The sequence below is a fragment of the Leptothrix mechoopdaensis (SeqCode) genome (assembly GCF_053893855.1).
Genome location: NZ_CM132699.1, coordinates 3,225,903 through 3,242,984, shown reverse-complemented (window position 1 = coordinate 3,242,984; position 17,082 = coordinate 3,225,903). Strand labels below are relative to the sequence as shown.

Genomic DNA, 17,082 nt, shown 5'->3' with positions numbered 1-17,082 from the left:
ACGGGGTCAGGCCAGGAACATCTCCTGGAGGTCGCTCAGGAAGTCGAAGCCGCGAGCGGTCGGCTGCACCTGGGCCCAGTCGCGCGTGATCAGGCCGTGCTGCTCGGCCCGCGCCAGGCCGGCCTCGATCGCCGACATCGGCAAGCCCGTGCGTTCGGCCAGCAGCGTCAGCGGGAAACCGTCGCGCAGGCGCAGCACGTTCAGCATGAACTCGAACGGCAGGTCCTGGCGCGCGACCTCGTGTTCGTTGGACGTGGCGGTGCCGCGCAGCGCCTCGTCCATGTAACGCGCCGGCTCGCGCCACTTCACCTGCCGCAGCACGCGGTGCGGGAAGCTCAGCTTGCCGTGTGCGCCCGCGCCGATGCCCAGGTAGTCGCCGAACGACCAGTAGTTCAGGTTGTGCGCGCAGCGGTGCCCGGGTTTGGCGTAGGCCGACACCTCGTAGCGCTGCAGGCCGGCCGCGCCGGTCATCGCGCTGATCTGGTCGAGCATCTCGGCGGCCTGGTCGTCGTCGGGCACGTTCGGCGGGTCGATCGCGAAGCGCGTGTTCGGCTCGATCGTCAGGTGGTAGACCGACAGGTGCGGCGGCTGCAGCGCCAGCGCGGTCGCCAGGTCCTCGGCCTGCTCGGCCAGCGTCTGCCCGGGCAGGGCGTACATCAGGTCGAGGTTGAAGGTCTCGAACGACGCGGCGGCTTCCTCGGCCGCCGCCAGCGCCTGGGCCCGGTCGTGGACCCGGCCGAGCGCCTTCAGGTGGCGGTCGTTGAAGCTCTGGATGCCGATCGACAGCCGGGTCACGCCAGCGGCCCGGTAGGCACGGAAGCGTTCGCGCTCGAAGGTGCCGGGGTTGGCCTCCAGCGTCACCTCGGCGTCCGGGATCAGCGGCAGGCGGGCGCGGATGTCGCTGACCAGCCGCGCGATCGCCTCGGGCGGGAACAGGCTGGGCGTGCCCCCGCCGATGAAGACCGACACCACCGGCCGGCCCCAGACCAGCGGCAGCGCGGCCTCCAGGTCGGCGACCAGCGCGTCGAGGTAGCGCCGCTGCTGCGCCTCGGGCAGCGCCTGGCCGCCGTTCTCGTGCGAGTTGAAGTCGCAGTACGGGCACTTCTTCAGGCACCACGGCAGGTGCACGTAGAGCGACAGCGGCGGCTGCGCCGTCAGGTTCAGCGTGCCGGCGCGCAGGAAACGGTCGGCGGCGGCGGCGTTCAGCGGGGTGTTGGACATGGTCAGAGCAGGTGCGACCAGGCCGCGTCGAGCTGGCGCAGCATCTCGGCGGCGGCCAGCGCGCGGTGGCTGTGGGCGTTCTTGACGGCGGCGTCGAGTTCCGCCGCGCTGGCGCCCAGCGCCGGGATCCACATCAGCGGGTCGTAGCCGAAGCCGCCCTCGCCGCGTGCGGCTTCGAGGATCTGGCCGGGCCAGCGGCCGAAGGCGACCAGCGGCTCCGGATCGTCGGCGCTGCGCACGGCCACCAGCGTGCAGACGAAACGCGCGCTGCGCCCGGCCGGCGTGCGGCGGTCGGCCAGCGCCTGCAGCAGCCTGGCGTTGTTGGCGGCGTCCTGACGGGTCCGCAGCGATTCGCGGTCCAGGCCGGCGAGGTCGGCGTCATCCTGCGTCGCGTAGTGGGCCGAATACACGCCCGGCGCGCCGCCGAGCGCGTCGACACACAGGCCGGAATCGTCGGCCAGCGCCGGCAGGCCACTCGCGGCCGCCGCGTGGCGGGCCTTGGCCAGCGCGTTCTCCAGGAAGGTGTGGTGCGGCTCGTCGGCCTCGGCGATGCCCAGCGAGCCCTGCGTGACCAGCTCGACGCCGGCCGGCGCCAGCAGCGCACCGAGTTCCTTGAGCTTCTTGGCGTTGTTCGACGCCAGCACGACCCGCATCGTCATCAGAGCCCCAGCGCGCGCTTCTGCGCCTGCACCAGGTCGACGATGCCCGCGCGGGCCAGCTCGACCAGCGTGTCCATCTGCTCGCGCGTGAAGGGCACACCCTCGGCCGTGCCCTGCAGCTCGACGAAGCCGCCGGCGCCGGTCATCACGACGTTCATGTCGGTGTCGCAGGCCGAGTCCTCGACGTACTCCAGGTCCAGCAGCGCGACGCCGTCCAGCAGGCCGACCGAGATCGCGGCGACGTGGTCGCGGATGGGGCTGGCGGCCAGCTTGCCGGCGGCCAGCAGGGTCTCGACCGCGTCGTGCGCGGCCACGAAGGCGCCGGTGATCGCGGCGGTGCGGGTGCCGCCGTCGGCCTGCAGCACGTCGCAGTCCAGCGTGATCGTGCGTTCGCCCAGGGCGGCCAGGTCGAACACCGCGCGCAGCGAGCGGCCGATCAGGCGCTGGATCTCCTGCGTGCGGCCGGTCTGCTTGCCCTTGGCGGCCTCGCGCTGGCTGCGCGTGTGGGTGGCGCGCGGCAGCATGCCGTACTCGGCCGTCACCCAGCCTTCGCCGCTGCCTTTCTTGTGCGGCGGCACACGTTCCTCGACGCTGGCGGTGCACAGCACGCGGGTGTCGCCGAACTCGATCAGCACCGAGCCCTCGGCATGTTTCGTGTAGCTGCGGGTGATGCGCACCGGGCGCAGCGCGTCGGCCGCGCGGCCGTTCGGACGGGTGGAGGTCATGGGCGGATTCTCGGGAAGGAAGGTCGTGAAAAAAGCGGCCACCAGGGCCGCTGCAGGGGCATCGCCGGGCAGGCTCAGCCGTGGTCAGCCACGTTTCTGTGCGCTGCGCTTGATCGCCTCGTTGATCTCGCGGATCGAGCGTTCGATCTCGGCCTCGTCGAGCAGGTCGTCCGGGTTGCCGGGGCCGACGCTGGCCTGGATGGTCGAGGCGAAGACGTCGCTGCCGAGGTCGTCGGTCTCGATGCCGGGCGTGGTTTCCTCGTCCTCGGCGGATTCCCACTCGACGGCGATGACGGTGACGTTGTCGCTCTTCTCGCCGGCCACCCGCAAGGCCAGCTCGACCAGGTCGGGCACGGCGTCGGTGATCGGGCTGCGGGTCAGGTGGTCGGTGATCGTGTCGTCGTCGATCGCGCCCCACAGGCCGTCCGAGCACAGCAGGATCTTGTCGCCCGGCTGCAGCGTCAGCGGGCCGATCAGGTCGATCACCGGCTTGCCGGGGCTGCCCAGGCAGGTGAACAGCACGTTGCGGTTCACGCGTTCGCCGATCGGCACGACGCCGGCCAGCGTCTCCTGCAGCTCGGAATAGGAATGGTCACGCGTGCGGGCCTGCAGCTTGCCGCCGCGCACCAGGTAAAGCCGCGAGTCGCCGCAGTGGGCCCAGTAGGCCTCGCGGCCCTGCAGGATCGCCGCGACGATGGTCGTGCGCGGGGTGTCCAGCAGCGCGCGTTCGGTCGCGTAGCGGATCAGCTGGTGGTGGCCGGCGAGGATGCCTTCGGTCAGGAAGCGGCGCGGGTCCTTCAGCGTCGGCTTGGCATCGCGCTGGAACATCACCGCCAGCGTCTGCAGCGACAGCTGCGAGGCGACCTCGCCTTCCGGGTGGCCGCCCATCCCGTCGGCCAGCGCGAACAGGCCGGACTCGCGGGTGTAGCAGTAGCCCATCCGGTCCTCATTCTTCTCGCGTCCGCCGCGACGGCTGATCTGGTAGACGGAGAAACGCATGGGCGAGGGGAGGCGTGTGCGGAGGGGAAGGAGGCAGGCAGGAGCGGCCGGCCGCTCAGGCCTTGGCGCCGCTCTTGATGTTCTCGAGCTGCAGCTTCAGCCGTTCGCTGAAGCTGAGCTTGGTGTAGCGCCGCTCGGTCTCGCGCGCCAGTTCCTTCTGCAGCGCGAACACGCTCTGCGGACGGGCCAGCGGGTCGAGCGACATGCACCACTCGGTCACCTCGATGAGGTTGTCCGAATACACATTGCGCAGCCGGGACAGCGACAGGCTCAGGCGGTCCTTCTCGATGCGCTGCGGCGCGTCGTTGGGCGGGTAGCCCTGCATGCAGGCGTAGATGCAGGCGCCGATCGCGTAGATGTCGGTCCACGGGCCGAGCGTGCCGTCGCGCCGGTACATCTCGGGCGCGGCGAAGCCGGGCGTGTACATCGGGCGGATGAAGTTGCCTTCCTTGGACAGCACCTCGCGGGCGGCACCGAAGTCGAGCATCACCGCCTTGTTGTCGTTGGTGATGAAGATGTTCGCCGGCTTGATGTCCAGGTGCAGCATCTTGTGCTGGTGCACGATGCGCAGGCCGCGCAGGATCTCGTCGAACAGCGAGCGGATCGTGCTTTCGCGGAACACCTTGTCGCGCTTGAGGTCGCGCGCGGTGACGATGAAGTCCTGCAGCGTGTCGCCCTGCAGGTAGTTCATCACCATGTAGACGGTCTCGTTCTCGCGGAAGAAGTTCAGCACCGAGACGACGCTCGGGTGCGAGATCTGCGCGAGGGAGCGGCCTTCTTCGAAGAAACTCTTGAGGCCCAGCCGGTACAGCGGCTGCTTCTCTGCCTTGACCACCGGGATCAGCTCGCCGACAGCCCGCTCGGCCAGCGACGAAGGCAGGTATTCCTTGAGGGCCACCAATCGTCGCTCGGCGTCTTCGGCGAGGTAAACCACGCCGAAACCCCCTGCCGCCAGTTTGCGAACGATTTGATAGCCGCCTACCACTGTGCCAGCGGGCAACGGGGCAGGTTTTGGCTTTGACATAATCGTGTTTTGGTTAGCGGTATCCGCCATGGCAGTTTACAGCATGACCGGCTTTGCAAGCGTTGCGGCCGGCCTGTCGGCACAGGCGCCACAGTCGGGGGCGCAAGGGGCCGGAACCTCCGTGTCCATCGGGGTTGAGCTGCGTTCGGTGAACAGCCGTTTCCTCGATCTGGCACTGCGTCTGCCCGACGAATGGCGCGGTCTGGAACCCCAGCTGCGCGAGCGTGTCGGGGCCGCCTTCAAGCGCGGCAAGATCGAGCTCCGGCTCAGCAGCGAACGCCAGTCCGAAGGCATCGCGCCGATGCCCCGACGCGAGCAGCTGGAGCAGCTCGCGCAGGTCGATCGCCTCGTCCGTGACCAGTTGCCGCAAGCCGCGGCGCTGTCGGTGCAGGAGGTGCTGCACTGGTGCCGCAACCAGTCCGACTCGCCGCCCGATGACGCCGAGGTGATCGCGGCGGTCCAGCAGTGCATCGAACGTCTGCGTGACGCTCGTGCCCGCGAGGGTGATCGGCTGGTCAAGATCATGGCCGAGCGCATCGACACGCTGCGTCGGCTGGCGACCCAGGCGGTGCCGCTGGTGCCGCAGGTCGTGGCGCGCCAGCAGCAGCGTTTCATCGACCGCTGGAACGAGGCCCTGCAGGCCGCCGGGGCAGCCGCCAACCTGCCCACGCAGACCCTGGCCGAGCGGGCGCTGGCCGAAGCCACGGCCTATGCGCTGCGCATCGACGTCGCCGAGGAACTGTCCCGCCTGGGCGCCCACCTCGACGAGATCGAGCGCCTGCTGAAGGCCGGCGGCGAGGTCGGCAAGCGGCTCGACTTCCTGATCCAGGAACTGCACCGCGAGGCCAACACGCTCGGCTCGAAATCGGCGGCGCTGGAGCTGACCCAGATCTCGGTCGAGATGAAGGTCGCGATCGAGCAGCTGCGCGAACAGGTCCAAAATTTGGAATGACGATTCAGGCGATCCGCAAGGGTCCCGGAATGTTCTACAACCCGTTGTTCTGTAAGGGTTTTTTGTCTCGGCCTGTCCCAGGCTGTCCCGGGTGATGTCAGCGCAGCGCGCTCAACCTGTGGGGTTTATTGTGGGGTTTTTCGGGGCGAGCGCTTCCCTTGGCGTGCTCATCCGACAAAAGACCCCACAGCTTCACAGGAGCAACGGGACATGAACGAACAGCATCGACCCATCACGGACCGGGCCCTTCGCGCCTGGCTGGCCGCCGGCCCGGTGGACCGTGGCATCGGTGAAGGCCTGACCTTCGTGGCCAGCGCCGCCGCAGCCCGGGCCGGCAAGGCGTCATGGATCCTCCGCTACCGGCTGAACGGCCGGTCCAAGGAGAAGGTCCTCGGTCGCTACCCCGAGATCTCGCTGAAGGACGCCCGCGAGCGGGTCCGCAAGGACCGGGAGCAGATCGAGCGCGGTGTCGACGTCGCCGCCATCAAGCAGGCCGAGAAGGTCCTGGAGCTCCAGGTGCCGACGGTGCAGCGCCTGGGCGAGATCTGGTTCGCGCGCTACATCCTGCCCCGGTACAAGCACCCGGACGTCGTCGAGCGCGTGCTGCGCCTTCACATCAATCCGGTCATCGGCAACGTGGCACCCGCTGACGTGCTGCCCGTCCACGTCGACCGCGTGCTCACGCGCATCGTGGCCGCCGGGGCGCCGACCGTCGCGAACGATGCCCTGCGCTACATGTGCCGCATGTTCCGGATGGGTGTGCGCAACCACTGGATCGACCGCAACCCGGCAGCGGAGTTCGACCTGCAGGATGCGGGTGGCACCGAATCCTCGCGCGATCGCTGGCTGACCCAGAAGGAGCTCCAGCAACTGGCGCTGGCCATGCGCACCACCCCGAACTTCGGGCGCGAGAACGAGCTCTCCGTCTGGCTGCTGCTGGCCTTGTGTGTCCGGAAGATGGAGCTGTTGTCGGCCCGTTGGGATGCGTTCGACTTCGAGGCCGGGGTCTGGACCCTGAGCCGGGACAGCACCAAGACACGGACCTCCATCCGCATCCCGCTCACGAAACCTGTCATCGGATGGCTGGAGGAGGCCAGGATCTACGCGTGTGGCAGCCCGTACGTCTTCCCGGCCCGTCGGCTGATACGACTCCGCATGGGTGTGGTGCGATCGAACCGTTTCGACCACGTCGGGCCCGACACCTTGAACGTGGCGCTCAAGCGCCTGAATGTGCTCGACATCGAGCACTTCACGGTGCACGACATGCGGCGGACGGCGCGGACGCATCTGGCCGGTCTGGGGGTGGACCGCTTCGTCGCGGAGCGGTCCCTGAACCACAAGCTCGGCCATGTCGAAGGCATCTACGACCGGCACGATTACTTTGCGGAACGGGCTGCCGCGCTGGGCGTGTGGTCACGACTGCTGGCCCGCATCGAGCGCGGTGAGCGGTTGTCGGATCCGACAAGTGCGTCTCGCATTGGTGGCAAGAGGCACTTTCCATCGCGAAGCCAGCCCCGTCCGTCGGTGCTTCGTTCGGTACCTCCTGACCCGGTCGCTGGAGAGCCGTCGGCAAGTCGCCAACCTGGACATCGTCCTGCCCGCCTTGATCGACCGGCGAAGGCCGACGTCGTGGGCCCCGACCCCGGTGAAGCTGGTCGGCACGATGCCCGGCACCCCGAGTGATCGTCCGACCGTTCAGAGTCTTCGACGAGGCATTCGAGCCTTCACACCTGATTCGCCCGGTCCTGCAGGTCCTCACAGGCTCGCATGAGCGCGTCGAACGGCACGGCGCTACCCAGCATCACCTCGTCGGCGACCATGGCCGCATAGTCTGCGGCCAGCACCTCGCGCGCCGCGCCCGCCGGCACGATCTGAAGGCCACCACGCGTCGCCAGGCCATAGTCGATCCAGGACCCCGTCGCATCCTTCTCGGCGAAGAAGCACGACTTGTGGTCCGCCACCGTCTGGGCGACGGCACGGTCGGCGACGACCTGGTCGAAGTGGGTCGACCGCGCGATGGCGGCCAGGTCGTGCCAATGCCGGGCGAACCGCTCACCGCGCAACCGCGCCTGCGCGCAGTAGACGTGCGCTGCGGTGGCTTTTTCCCAGAACGTGCGGCTGACGCTCATCACCTGGGGTGCTGCCGTGGGGAACTCGACGCCCTCGACATGGCCGTCCATGTCGCAGGCAATCGGCATCGTCTGATGAGGCTCGCCGGTTGCCCTGCCTCCGAATTCGAGGGTCACCACAGGCGCGACATAACCGGTTCCCCCGCTCAGTGCTGGGTAGTGCAGCTGCAGTTGCTCGTTCTCCTTGCCGGCAACGTGCAACTCCGCTGCGATGCCACTCTCGGCGAGGCGCTGCGCGAGCCACGGGCGCACCTGGGCATCGACCCAGCCCGGCAGGCTGTCGCGCACGGCGCGGGTCCACTTGTCGGCCTGGCTGCGGCTGGCCGGCAGTTCCCGGCCTTCGCCGGCCAGATCCGGGATCAGGCGGCGGATGTCGACCGTCAGGTCGATGTCCTCGGAAAAGCGCTCGATGATGCGGTAGGCCTTGGACAGCGATGTGCCACCCTTGAACGTCAACTGGTCGGCAACGGGCGAGTCGAAGAGGGCGGCGAGCGTCCAGACGACCCAGACGTCCTTCTCGAGCAGGTGCGTCGGGCGGCCGCTGCACTCGCGAGCCACTTCCAGCACATCACGCCGGTCCGCGTCGCTCAGCGCGAAGAAGGCATCAGCCACGAAGTGCTTCTCGCCCGATGGCTTCGGCCATCCAGGAGGGCAGGCTGGCGCGGTGGCTCGTCAAGGCTTGCCACTCGGCCGGCGGCAGGCTGCGATGGAGCTTTCGCAGCGACGCCTGGGCGTGCTCGCGCCCCAGCCAGGCCAGCGCCCGGATGGCGGCGCCTGCAGGCTGCGAACCCAGCACGAACATCCATCGCGGTGCCTGCTTCACGATGACTTCAGAGCGGCCTAGCTTGAGCTTGCGCGTGCGCCCGGTGGTCAGGTAGGCCTCGCGGATCGGCACCTGCTGGGTCAGGCCCAGCGCGTTCGCGGCGGCGGCGCCATGCGGAACCACCGTCTCGCCGCTGGCTGCCGCCAGCGATTCGACGACTTTTTGCGGCGCGGGCGCCCGGGTCCCGAAGCGACTGGCCACCGGGAGCGTGTAGCTGCCCCGCGCCACGCGAAGCAGGCTGCCGGCCTTGACCAGGCGCGAGAAGGCCTGGTCCACGGCCGCCCGGCTGCCCAGATGCAGGAACTCCTTGGGCGACAGCACGCCGCCTTCCGGCAGCGACCTGGCTTGCTGGACGATTTGTTCGGGCAGGCTCATGGTGGCTGCGGACATGGGTAGGCTGGGTGGCATGCTCTGGAAGTCAGAAGTGTACTAAAGTATCTGACATTGTTCGCCGGATCGACGGGCAGTCCGCCGCTCGAACCCTTGCCACCCCCAACCCCAACCCCCACCCCCGCCTGCGACGCTCGACACCCGAGCAGATGGCAGGCCATGCCGAGGTCGACAGGCTTGGCCGATCCTGACGAAGCACCCGCCCTGCGCGCAGAAAACGCGCGACTGATCAAGCTGCTCGATGCTCACGGCATCGAATGGCGCGAGCGTGTCCTGCCGGGCGTCGCCGCTGACCAGCGCGGCGCTGACCTGCCGTTGCCGAAGGCGGTAGCGTCGTCGCCACAACCGCCGCCGGTCCGGCTGAGTCCCGGCGAGAAGGTCGCCCTGTTCGGTCGGCTCTTCCAGGGCCGGACCGACGTCTTCCCGGTGCGCTGGGAGAGCAAGACCTCCGGCAAGTCAGGCTACGCGCCGGCCTGCGCCAACGAATGGCGGCCGGGCGTGTGCGAGAAGCCGCGCATCAAGTGTTCCGAGTGCAACCGTCGCGAGCTGATCCCGCTGACGGACGCCGTGCTCTACCGCCACCTCGCCGGCGAGCTGACCGCTGGTCTGTACCCCCTGCTGCCGGACGACAGCTGCCATCTGGTGGCGGTGGATTTCGACGACGAGGACTGGCGGTCGGATGCCCAGGCCTTCCGGCGCAGTTGTGACGCGCTGGGTGTGCCGGTCTCGATCGAGGTGTCCCGGTCCGGCAACGGCGCTCATGCATGGATCTTCTTCTCCGGCCGGGTCTCCGCGCGGGAGGCTCGTCGTCTGGCCACGGCCGTGATCAGCCATGCGTGCGCGGCGACCCGTCAGCTGGCCTTGACCTCGTACGACCGCCTGTTTCCGAACCAGGACACGATGCCCAAGGGCGGCTTCGGCAACCTCATCGCGCTGCCGTTGCAGAAGACACCCCGCGAGGCTGGCAACAGCGTCTTCGTCGACCCGGACTGGCGACCCTACGACGATCAGTGGACCTACCTGGCGGGCGTGGCGCGCATGGCGATACCGGACATCGAGCCGACGGTGCTGCGAGCCACGGCAGGAGGCCATCCCCTGGATGTCACGTTCGTCGAGGAAGAAGACCTGCGGGAGCCATGGCGGCGCCGCTCAGTCGACGACGACCGACTGAAGGAGACCTTGCCAAGCTCCTTGGACATCACGCTGTCGAACCTGGTGTACTTCGAGAAGGCCCAGCTGCCGCAGGCGCTGGCCAGACCGGCTTGTTCGGCTGGCGGCGTTCCAGAACCCGGACTTCTACAAGGCCCAGGCCCTGCGGATGTCGGTCTGGGACAAGCCGAGGGTGATCGGCTGCGCCGAGAATTTCCCGCATCACATCGGCCTGCCCAGGGGCTGCCTCGAGCCCGCGCTGGAACTCCTGCGCGGCAATGACATCGCAGCCAACGTGCGTGACGAGCGCACCCGTGGTCAGCCGATCCATGTGCGCTTCGCTGGCGTCCTGCGTGAAGATCAGTCGAATGCCGCCGAGGCCTTGCTTCCGTCAGATTCGGGTGTCCTGTGCGCGCCGACCGCGTTTGGCAAGACAGTGGTTGCCTCGGCCATCATCGCCAGGCGCGCCGTCAGCACGCTGGTCCTGGTCCACCGGACCGAGCTGCTGAGGCAGTGGCGGCAGAGTCTCGAAGCATTCCTCGGCGTCGACGGCAGGAACGTCGGCGTCATCGGGGGCGGCAAGGACAGGCCGACGGGAATCATCGACGTTGCCGTCATGCAGTCCCTGTCACGCAAGGGCGAGGTGGATGCAAGGGTCGAGCAGTACGGCCAGGTCATCGTCGATGAGTGCCACCACATCGGCGCGACGTCATTCGACGCCATCCTCAGGACGGTCAAGGCGCGATTTGTTGTCGGCCTGACCGCCACGCCGATTCGTCGGGATGGCCAGCAGCCCATCATCTTCATGCAGTGCGGTCCGATCCGGCACCAGGCGGGTCGTCCCATCGGTGCGCCGAGCGACCTGGTGGTCGTTCCGCGGTTCATGTCGCGGTCGATCGGGCTGGCCAGCGATGTGCCCGTGCAAAGCCTCTTCCAGCACCTGGCCAGCGATGCAGATCGAACGGCGGAGGTCGTCGAGGAAGTCGTCGCCGCTGTCGCGGCGGGACGCAAGGTGCTGGTGCTCACGGAGCGGACCGAGCATCTGGCGGCCATCGCCCAGTTGCTGGCAGGTCGCGCCACGCCGGTGTTTGTCATGCAGGGCCGGATGTCCAGCAAGCAGCGCGCCGCCGTGCTGGCCCAACTCGATGCCTTGCCGCCCGATGTGCCACGTGTCCTTCTGGCCACAGGGAAGCTGGTCGGCGAAGGATTTGATCACCCGCCACTCGACACGCTGATCCTGGCGATGCCCATATCCTGGAAGGGCACCTTGCAGCAGTATGTCGGGCGCCTTCACCGCACGCATGCCGGCAAGTCGGACGTTCGCGTGGTCGACGTGGTCGACCTTGGCCATCCGATGCTCGAGCGGATGTGGGAGCGGCGTCAGAAGGGCTATCGCCTGCTCGGCTATGTGCTGAAGACATCGGCTGATTCAAGGCAGGGTGAGTTGACCCCTCAAGACTTTGCAGAATGAACCCGTGCGATCTGTGCCGACCGCCCGACCGTCTGGTCCATCGCCTTGCCTTGTCTGAGCCATCGTAAGGCCCAGTTCCACCGTCAGCAGCCGCGCGAAGACGCCGATGAAGTTCTTCGGCACCCCCCTGGTTCGACCGCGACGGAAAGAGTTCGGGTGGCGTTGCGGTCGTAGAGGCCCACCTTGGCTGGCGTGATGTCGGGTTAGCCACTTGTCCGATACCCGAGCCATGTCCCAGCGAGCTTGGGCGTCCCCCGCTGCGCGGGGTCGGGCCGTTGCGCTGCGCGTCGAGCCTCCGGCCAGTGTCCGGTGTCTCGCCCCTGCCGGGCGGCCGTCCCTCACGCAATCCAGCCGGGCCGGCCCAGGCGGCGGCATGTGGAAGCGCGGCTCTTTCCCGTGCCCGGTGATCGCGGTCCTGTCCGCCTGAGCGGCTGCGCCGCCCACGCTGGCCCGCTGGCCGAACAGCCGCCCGTCCCGCCTCGCGTGCCTTCCGGCTGATCGACCTCACCGTTCACCCGCCACGCCCGATGCCGGGCCGCGCGACGGCAATCCGAACAGCCGATCTGGCTCACCCCGTCTCGCCCGCCGCGCCAGTCGTCCGCTGACGCTGCCTTGGTGGCACGTCGGCCGCAGAGGCGCCGGGGTTCGGGTCATCGCGGTCGACTTCGATGCTCTTCGCCGCCCGCAGGCGGGAGGCAGCCCTGCACCAGACCGGCCCACCGCGCTCCCCCCACAAGCCCCCGTCCTTTGGGCGAGGGGGACTTGTGGGGGATCTTTCAGCGGTGGGCCAGGAGACTGGCGCACCGCACCGGCTGCAGGACACACCACCCATCCCCCACCCCTTCCCGTGAGGGAAGGGGCCCTGCCCACCCCCCGCCCGCCCGTGGGCGGGTGCGAGGAAGGCCCAAGCGAGAGGATCGGTTTCCAGGGACACCCGGATCGGGGCCCGGCCGATGCGCTCACGCAAGGAGTCCGTCATGGCCCACGTCCACGTCACCCAGCGCCACGCCCACCTGGCCGGCGCCGTCAAGCTCGACACCGTCAACGGCCGCGAAGGCCCGATCGCCCGCGCGGTGCTCACCGCGATCAGCAACAACCGGCGCGGATCCGGCGACAACCGCAACGAGGAAGCCACCGCCATCCAGTGGACCCTGTGGGGTGCCCAGGCCGAGAACGCCGCGCGCTACCTGGGCAAGGGCTCGCACGTGAACATCATCGGCCGGGTCCGGAATCACCGGTACGAGAAGGACGGCGAGACGGTCCACACGCTGACCTTCACGGCCGACGAGGTCGACTACCTCGACAGCCGCGCCGAGTCCGAAGCCCGCCGCGAACGCGACGGCCACGCGGAAGGCATCGACGACACCGACGCCCGCACGCCGGCCACCGCTGCCAGCGCGCACCAGAGCCGCACCCGTCCGAGCCACAAGCCGCGCAGCGACCTCCAGCCCAGCCACAGCGCCGCCTGATCCGTCCCGACTCGACCGGGTCGGCCAGGCCGGCCCGGTTCCTCCACCGCACCCGCAGGAGATGACCATGCACCCGTTCAACCAGCCCCTGGCGACGCCGTCGACCCGCCCGCAACTCGCCACCCGATTAGCGCGCAACACCCGTGTTCATCGCAGCGACACGCCGATCGACGACGAACAGATGCGCGCCGCAGCGCCGTCCATCTTTGCCGAGGGCAAGCACGCGAGCCGTTCGGAAAGGTACACCTACATCCCGACCATCGAGGTTCTGCGCGGCTTGCGTCGCGAAGGCTTCGAGCCCTACATGGTCGCGCAGAGCCAGAGCCGCACCGAGGGCAAGACCGCGTACACCAAGCACCTGATCCGCATGCGTCACGCCGGCCAGGTCCAGGCACGCGGCCGCGACAGCGAGGCCAACGAGATCATCCTGATCAACAGATGCTATGGAGGCTGAACATCACATCCGGCGTCGACAGCCGGGCCGAACCAGCACTTGATGCCCTCGCGAGGCCATGCTGCCGCCCACGGTCCTGTTTGGACTACAACGTATCTCTCGCCAACTCAGACCCGGAAGGAGCCTGGAAATGACATCGATCGATTCATTGCCTCGCGACGAGCATGTGGCGCTGCGAGATGACCTGTTCATGAGCCTGGAGCTCGGCGACAAGCGGTGGAAGTTGAGCATCGGCGACGTTCGGCATCGCGCGAGCCGCTACGACGTCCCAGCCGGTGACGTGGAGGCCGTCGTCACCTGTATTGAGACGACCCGCTCGCGACTGAAGGCGCCGCACGACGCTGCGGTACATAGCTGCTACGAGGCGGGTCGCGACGGATGGTGGCTGCACCGGAGGCTTGTGGCGTTGGGCGTGGACAGCATCGTGGTTGACGCTTCGAGCATTGAGGTCAACCGGCGGGCACGCCGGGCCAAGACCGACCGCCTCGACGCAGAGAAGCTGCGAACGATGCTCGTACGCCAACACGGTGGAGAACATGTGTGGTCGGTGCTGCGCGAGCCGACGGAGATGGACGAGGACGCGCGCCGTGTGCACCGCGAGTTGCATCGACTCATGCACGAGCGAACCTCGCACATGAACCGCATTCGCGCGCTGCTCGTGCTTCACAACCTGCGACCCGACGTCAGCATCGCTGGACGTGACTGGCCGGCCTGGTGGCAAGAGTATGGCGAACAGGTCGCTCCGAAGCTACGCGAAGAGATCGAGCGTGAGATTGCTCGCCTCAAGCTGGTGAAGGACCAGGTGCGGGCGATTGAACTGGAGCGCCGGCGCGAACTGGCCAAGGGTCAACATCCGATGGTCGCGCAGCTTGCACGTCTGGGTGCGATCGGTCCGAAGGGCGCCTGGGTGCTTGTGCACGAGGTGTTTGGCTGGCGACGATTCTCAAATCGTCGAGAGCTTGCTGGCTGCCTCGGACTGGCCCCCACTCCCTACGCCAGCGGTAGCAGCGAAACGGAGCAGGGCATCAGCAAGGTGGGCAACAAACGCGTCCGTGCCTTGCTCGTGGAACTGGCTTGGGGCTGGCTACGACGCCAACCAGACAGTGGATTGACACATTGGTTCAATCGACGATTCGCAAACGCTGGCGCCCGCATGCGCCGCGTCGGAATCGTGGCCCTTGCGCGCCGCCTGGCCGTCGCCATGTGGCGGTTTCTCCAGAACGGTGAGATACCGCTGGGGGCTCGTCTGAAGTTGGTGACGCCAACTTCGTAGCGGCCACATCCTTTCCAAACTTCAGACGCTGAATGGATGGCTTCACGTGGTCCTTCGCAGCAACTTGATTTCGGGTCGATGCGCCCGGCGTCGTGGCGGGTCACTGCTCGACATTGGCCGATCAAACAGAAGGGGCGCATCGGTAACTGGAGACTTGCCAGCGCAACTGGCGCGCATGCGGCATGTGGTGTGGGTCGATGCCCACACGGATAGAAGTTGGATCGAGCTCAGCCTCGGACCATTCAAGGTCTCCGACCCACGATCGAACTGCGCACCGCCACGGCCGCCGTGAAGGCGGCATTGACAGAAGAATCCTCATAGAAGCCACGACGGCGCCAGCGCCTACCAGATGCTGGCCGGGGTCTTCCGTTTCGTGTGCTGCAACGGCCTGGTGGTTGGTCAGGTCGCACGCGACATCCGCATCCCGCACAAGGGCCACATCGAGCACGACGTCATCGAGGGCGCCTACCGCGTGCTGGAAGACTTCGGCGCCGTCAACGAGTCGACCGCGCAGATGAAGGCCATCCGGATGGAAGAGAGTGAGGAACGTGCCTTCGCGACGGCCGCCCTGGCCCTGCGCTTCGGCGAGTCCGTCGACGGCCAGCACCCTGCGCCGGTCACCGTCGAGCAGCTGACGATGCCGCGCCGCTTCGAGGACATCGGCCCGAGCCTGTGGCACACCTTCCAGCGGGTCCAGGAGAACGCGTTGCGGGGCGGCCTGCCGGGCCGCAGCGCGCAGGGCCGCCGCATCGAGACGCGGCCGGTTGGCAGCATCGACCGCAGCGTCAGCCTCAACCGCGCGCTGTGGATCCTGGCCGAGGAGATGCGCAAGCTGAAGACCTGATCCGAGGACATCCGGGGCGCCAGAACCGCCCCGGTGATGGATCTGCCCCCGGATTCATCGCCCCCAAGCCCGCGCGCTGGCTCCATCGTTGAGCCAGCGCGCGTTCGTTGTTTGGGGCGCAGGGCAGGGGGTTCAAAAACGGCTCGCCGTCCGCGTGACGGCCGGCTCGCGAGGCCCGTCGCCGATCCATCGAGGACCGGGCGCCGGGCAGCCTCCGTGCCCTGCAACCACCGCACGATGCACACGCGCCAGCGCCGGTGCCACGGGCTCGAACACCCGCCGACCCGGCTTCATCCCCTGCAGCTGGAGTGTTCCCATGAAGACCCTGGTCCTGTGCAACCAGAAGGGCGGTGTCGGCAAGTCTGCCGTCGCGACCCTGCTCTCCAATGACCTGACCTCGCCGATCACGAGCACGGCGTCGACCATCACCCAGGAGGCGCGCCATGACGCTGCTATTGGCTGACCTGGTGGCGCTGGATGCGCCCGTGCCGCACACCAGTGGCACGCCGCTGCTGGTGGACCTGGATGCGATCGACGAGGACCCGGACCAGCCGCGCCGGGAGTTCGATGAAGGCTCGTTGCACGAGCTGGCTGACACCATCCGCGCGCGAGGCGTTCGTCAGCCGGTGTCGGTTCGCCCGAGCACGACCCCGCCGGGCCGCTGGGTGCTGAACTTCGGCGCCCGGCGACTGCGAGCGGCACGACTGGCCGGCTTGCAGCAGATCCCGGTCTTCGTCGACACCACGGCCGATCGATACGACCAGGTCATCGAGAACGAGCAGCGCGAGGGCCTGCGTCCACTCGAGCTGGCGATGTTCGTGCAGAAGCGGTTGCAGCTCGGCGAGAGCCAGGCCGAGATCGCGCGGCAGCTGGGCAAGAGCCGGCAGTGGGTCACCCTGGTGACGGCCATGATCGATCCACCGGACTGGTTGCTGCAGGCCTACCGCGAAGGACGGTGCCGGGGACTTCTGGAGCTGCATGAGCTGCGGAAGCTTCACGAGAGTCACCCGCAGCAGCTGGAGACCTGGCTAGCCGCGCAGCCCGAGATCACTCGACGTCGGATTGACGAACTTCGGGCAAGTCTGTCGGATCCGTCGACCGAAGCTCGAATGCCAGGGATCGAGGTCATGCAGCCGGCAATTGGGCCGACAGCGTTGATATCGAACAGCCCCGCACAGTTGGAGTTCGACCTGATGAACAGCAATGTCGCGGCTCGGGCCGACCAGGGACGACCAACGACGCCAGGACCCGTCAAGCTGATGGTCGAAAAGGCCGGCGAGCGCTTCGAGCTGGTGGTCGACGTGCATCCCGCCGAACCGGGCCACATGTACATCCGGCGGATAGGCGGCCCAGAGCCGCTGCTGGTGGCCGTGGAAGGACTGGCGCTGCTGGGATTCATGGTCGATTGAAGCCGCTCGCACACCATCGATCGGGGCGCCCAGGTGGCGCCCCTTTTTCTTGGGCGGTGCGGGTGAGTTGTCAAACGGTTTGACAACTGCA

At 68.0% G+C, this 17,082-nt stretch carries 15 protein-coding genes and 2 pseudogenes; 10 read left to right on the top strand and 7 right to left on the bottom strand.

Annotated features, from left to right (window positions below; translation table 11 throughout):
• Nucleotides 1-6: 6 nt before the first annotated feature.
• From hemW to ACWA7K_RS14025, 5 genes are all read right to left on the bottom strand, one after another.
• Nucleotides 7-1,221, bottom strand: coding sequence for a radical SAM family heme chaperone HemW (hemW, locus tag ACWA7K_RS14045; RefSeq protein ID WP_456162007.1), 1,215 nt, complete (start codon nt 1,219-1,221; stop codon nt 7-9).
• 2 nt (nt 1,222-1,223) lie between these two features.
• On the bottom strand, nt 1,224-1,874 hold the full coding sequence (rdgB, locus tag ACWA7K_RS14040) for an RdgB/HAM1 family non-canonical purine NTP pyrophosphatase (protein WP_456168826.1): 651 nt from the start codon (nt 1,872-1,874) through the stop codon (nt 1,224-1,226).
• 5 nt (nt 1,875-1,879) lie between these two features.
• Entirely contained in the window at nt 1,880-2,605 is a 726-nt protein-coding gene (gene rph, locus ACWA7K_RS14035) for a ribonuclease PH (protein WP_456162006.1), read from the bottom strand.
• Nucleotides 2,606-2,689: 84 nt separating this feature from the next.
• Nucleotides 2,690-3,604 (bottom strand): PP2C family protein-serine/threonine phosphatase, encoded by a 915-nt coding sequence (locus tag ACWA7K_RS14030; protein ID WP_456162005.1) that lies wholly within the window; start codon nt 3,602-3,604, stop codon nt 2,690-2,692.
• A gap of 55 nt (nt 3,605-3,659) precedes the next feature.
• Nucleotides 3,660-4,628, bottom strand: coding sequence for a serine/threonine protein kinase (locus tag ACWA7K_RS14025; RefSeq protein WP_305749474.1), 969 nt, complete (start codon nt 4,626-4,628; stop codon nt 3,660-3,662).
• A 28-nt stretch (nt 4,629-4,656) separates the two neighbouring features.
• On the opposite strand from ACWA7K_RS14025, the gene ACWA7K_RS14020 reads away from it, so the two are divergent.
• Entirely contained in the window at nt 4,657-5,580 is a 924-nt protein-coding gene (locus ACWA7K_RS14020; RefSeq protein ID WP_456162004.1) for a YicC/YloC family endoribonuclease, read from the top strand.
• 210 nt (nt 5,581-5,790) lie between these two features.
• Nucleotides 5,791-7,263 carry a tyrosine-type recombinase/integrase gene (locus ACWA7K_RS14015; protein WP_456162003.1) on the top strand — a complete coding sequence of 491 codons (1,473 nt, stop codon included), beginning with the start codon at nt 5,791-5,793 and terminating at the stop codon, nt 7,261-7,263.
• Between the two features lie 41 nt (nt 7,264-7,304).
• Here the strand turns inward: ACWA7K_RS14015 and ACWA7K_RS14010 are convergent, their stop codons facing one another.
• A complete protein-coding gene (locus ACWA7K_RS14010) occupies nt 7,305-8,321 on the bottom strand; it encodes a nucleotidyl transferase AbiEii/AbiGii toxin family protein (protein WP_456162002.1) in 1,017 nt (338 codons plus the stop codon).
• Nucleotides 8,314-8,922 carry a DUF6088 family protein gene (locus ACWA7K_RS14005; protein WP_456162001.1) on the bottom strand — a complete coding sequence of 203 codons (609 nt, stop codon included), beginning with the start codon at nt 8,920-8,922 and terminating at the stop codon, nt 8,314-8,316. Before ACWA7K_RS14005 ends, ACWA7K_RS14010 begins: the two co-directional genes overlap by 8 nt.
• Nucleotides 8,923-9,099: 177 nt before the next feature.
• Between ACWA7K_RS14005 and ACWA7K_RS14000 the strand changes: the two genes are divergently transcribed.
• From ACWA7K_RS14000 to ACWA7K_RS13965, 8 genes and pseudogenes are all read left to right on the top strand, one after another.
• Nucleotides 9,100-10,353, top strand: a complete 1,254-nt coding sequence (locus ACWA7K_RS14000) for a TOTE conflict system archaeo-eukaryotic primase domain-containing protein (RefSeq protein ID WP_456210157.1) — start codon at nt 9,100-9,102, stop codon at nt 10,351-10,353.
• Nucleotides 10,241-11,542: a DEAD/DEAH box helicase family protein gene (locus tag ACWA7K_RS13995; protein WP_456210156.1), complete on the top strand. Its 1,302-nt coding sequence runs from the start codon at nt 10,241-10,243 to the stop codon at nt 11,540-11,542. Before ACWA7K_RS14000 ends, ACWA7K_RS13995 begins: the two co-directional genes overlap by 113 nt.
• Nucleotides 11,543-12,519: 977 nt before the next feature.
• Nucleotides 12,520-13,011, top strand: a complete 492-nt coding sequence (locus tag ACWA7K_RS13990; protein WP_456161999.1) for a single-stranded DNA-binding protein — start codon at nt 12,520-12,522, stop codon at nt 13,009-13,011.
• Between the two features lie 67 nt (nt 13,012-13,078).
• Nucleotides 13,079-13,447 (top strand): annotated as a pseudogene (locus tag ACWA7K_RS13985) (DUF932 domain-containing protein); the annotation flags it as partial.
• 148 nt (nt 13,448-13,595) lie between these two features.
• Nucleotides 13,596-14,738 carry an IS110 family RNA-guided transposase gene (locus ACWA7K_RS13980; protein ID WP_456210154.1) on the top strand — a complete coding sequence of 381 codons (1,143 nt, stop codon included), beginning with the start codon at nt 13,596-13,598 and terminating at the stop codon, nt 14,736-14,738.
• 334 nt (nt 14,739-15,072) lie between these two features.
• Nucleotides 15,073-15,582: pseudogene (locus ACWA7K_RS13975) on the top strand (DUF932 domain-containing protein); the annotation flags it as partial.
• 316 nt (nt 15,583-15,898) lie between these two features.
• Complete coding sequence (locus tag ACWA7K_RS13970) at nt 15,899-16,045, top strand: ParA family protein (protein ID WP_456161997.1); 147 nt, start codon at nt 15,899-15,901, stop codon at nt 16,043-16,045.
• Nucleotides 16,026-16,991, top strand: coding sequence for a ParB/RepB/Spo0J family partition protein (locus ACWA7K_RS13965; RefSeq protein WP_456161996.1), 966 nt, complete (start codon nt 16,026-16,028; stop codon nt 16,989-16,991). The genes ACWA7K_RS13970 and ACWA7K_RS13965 overlap by 20 nt, the downstream gene beginning before the upstream one ends.
• Nucleotides 16,992-17,082: the final 91 nt, after the last annotated feature.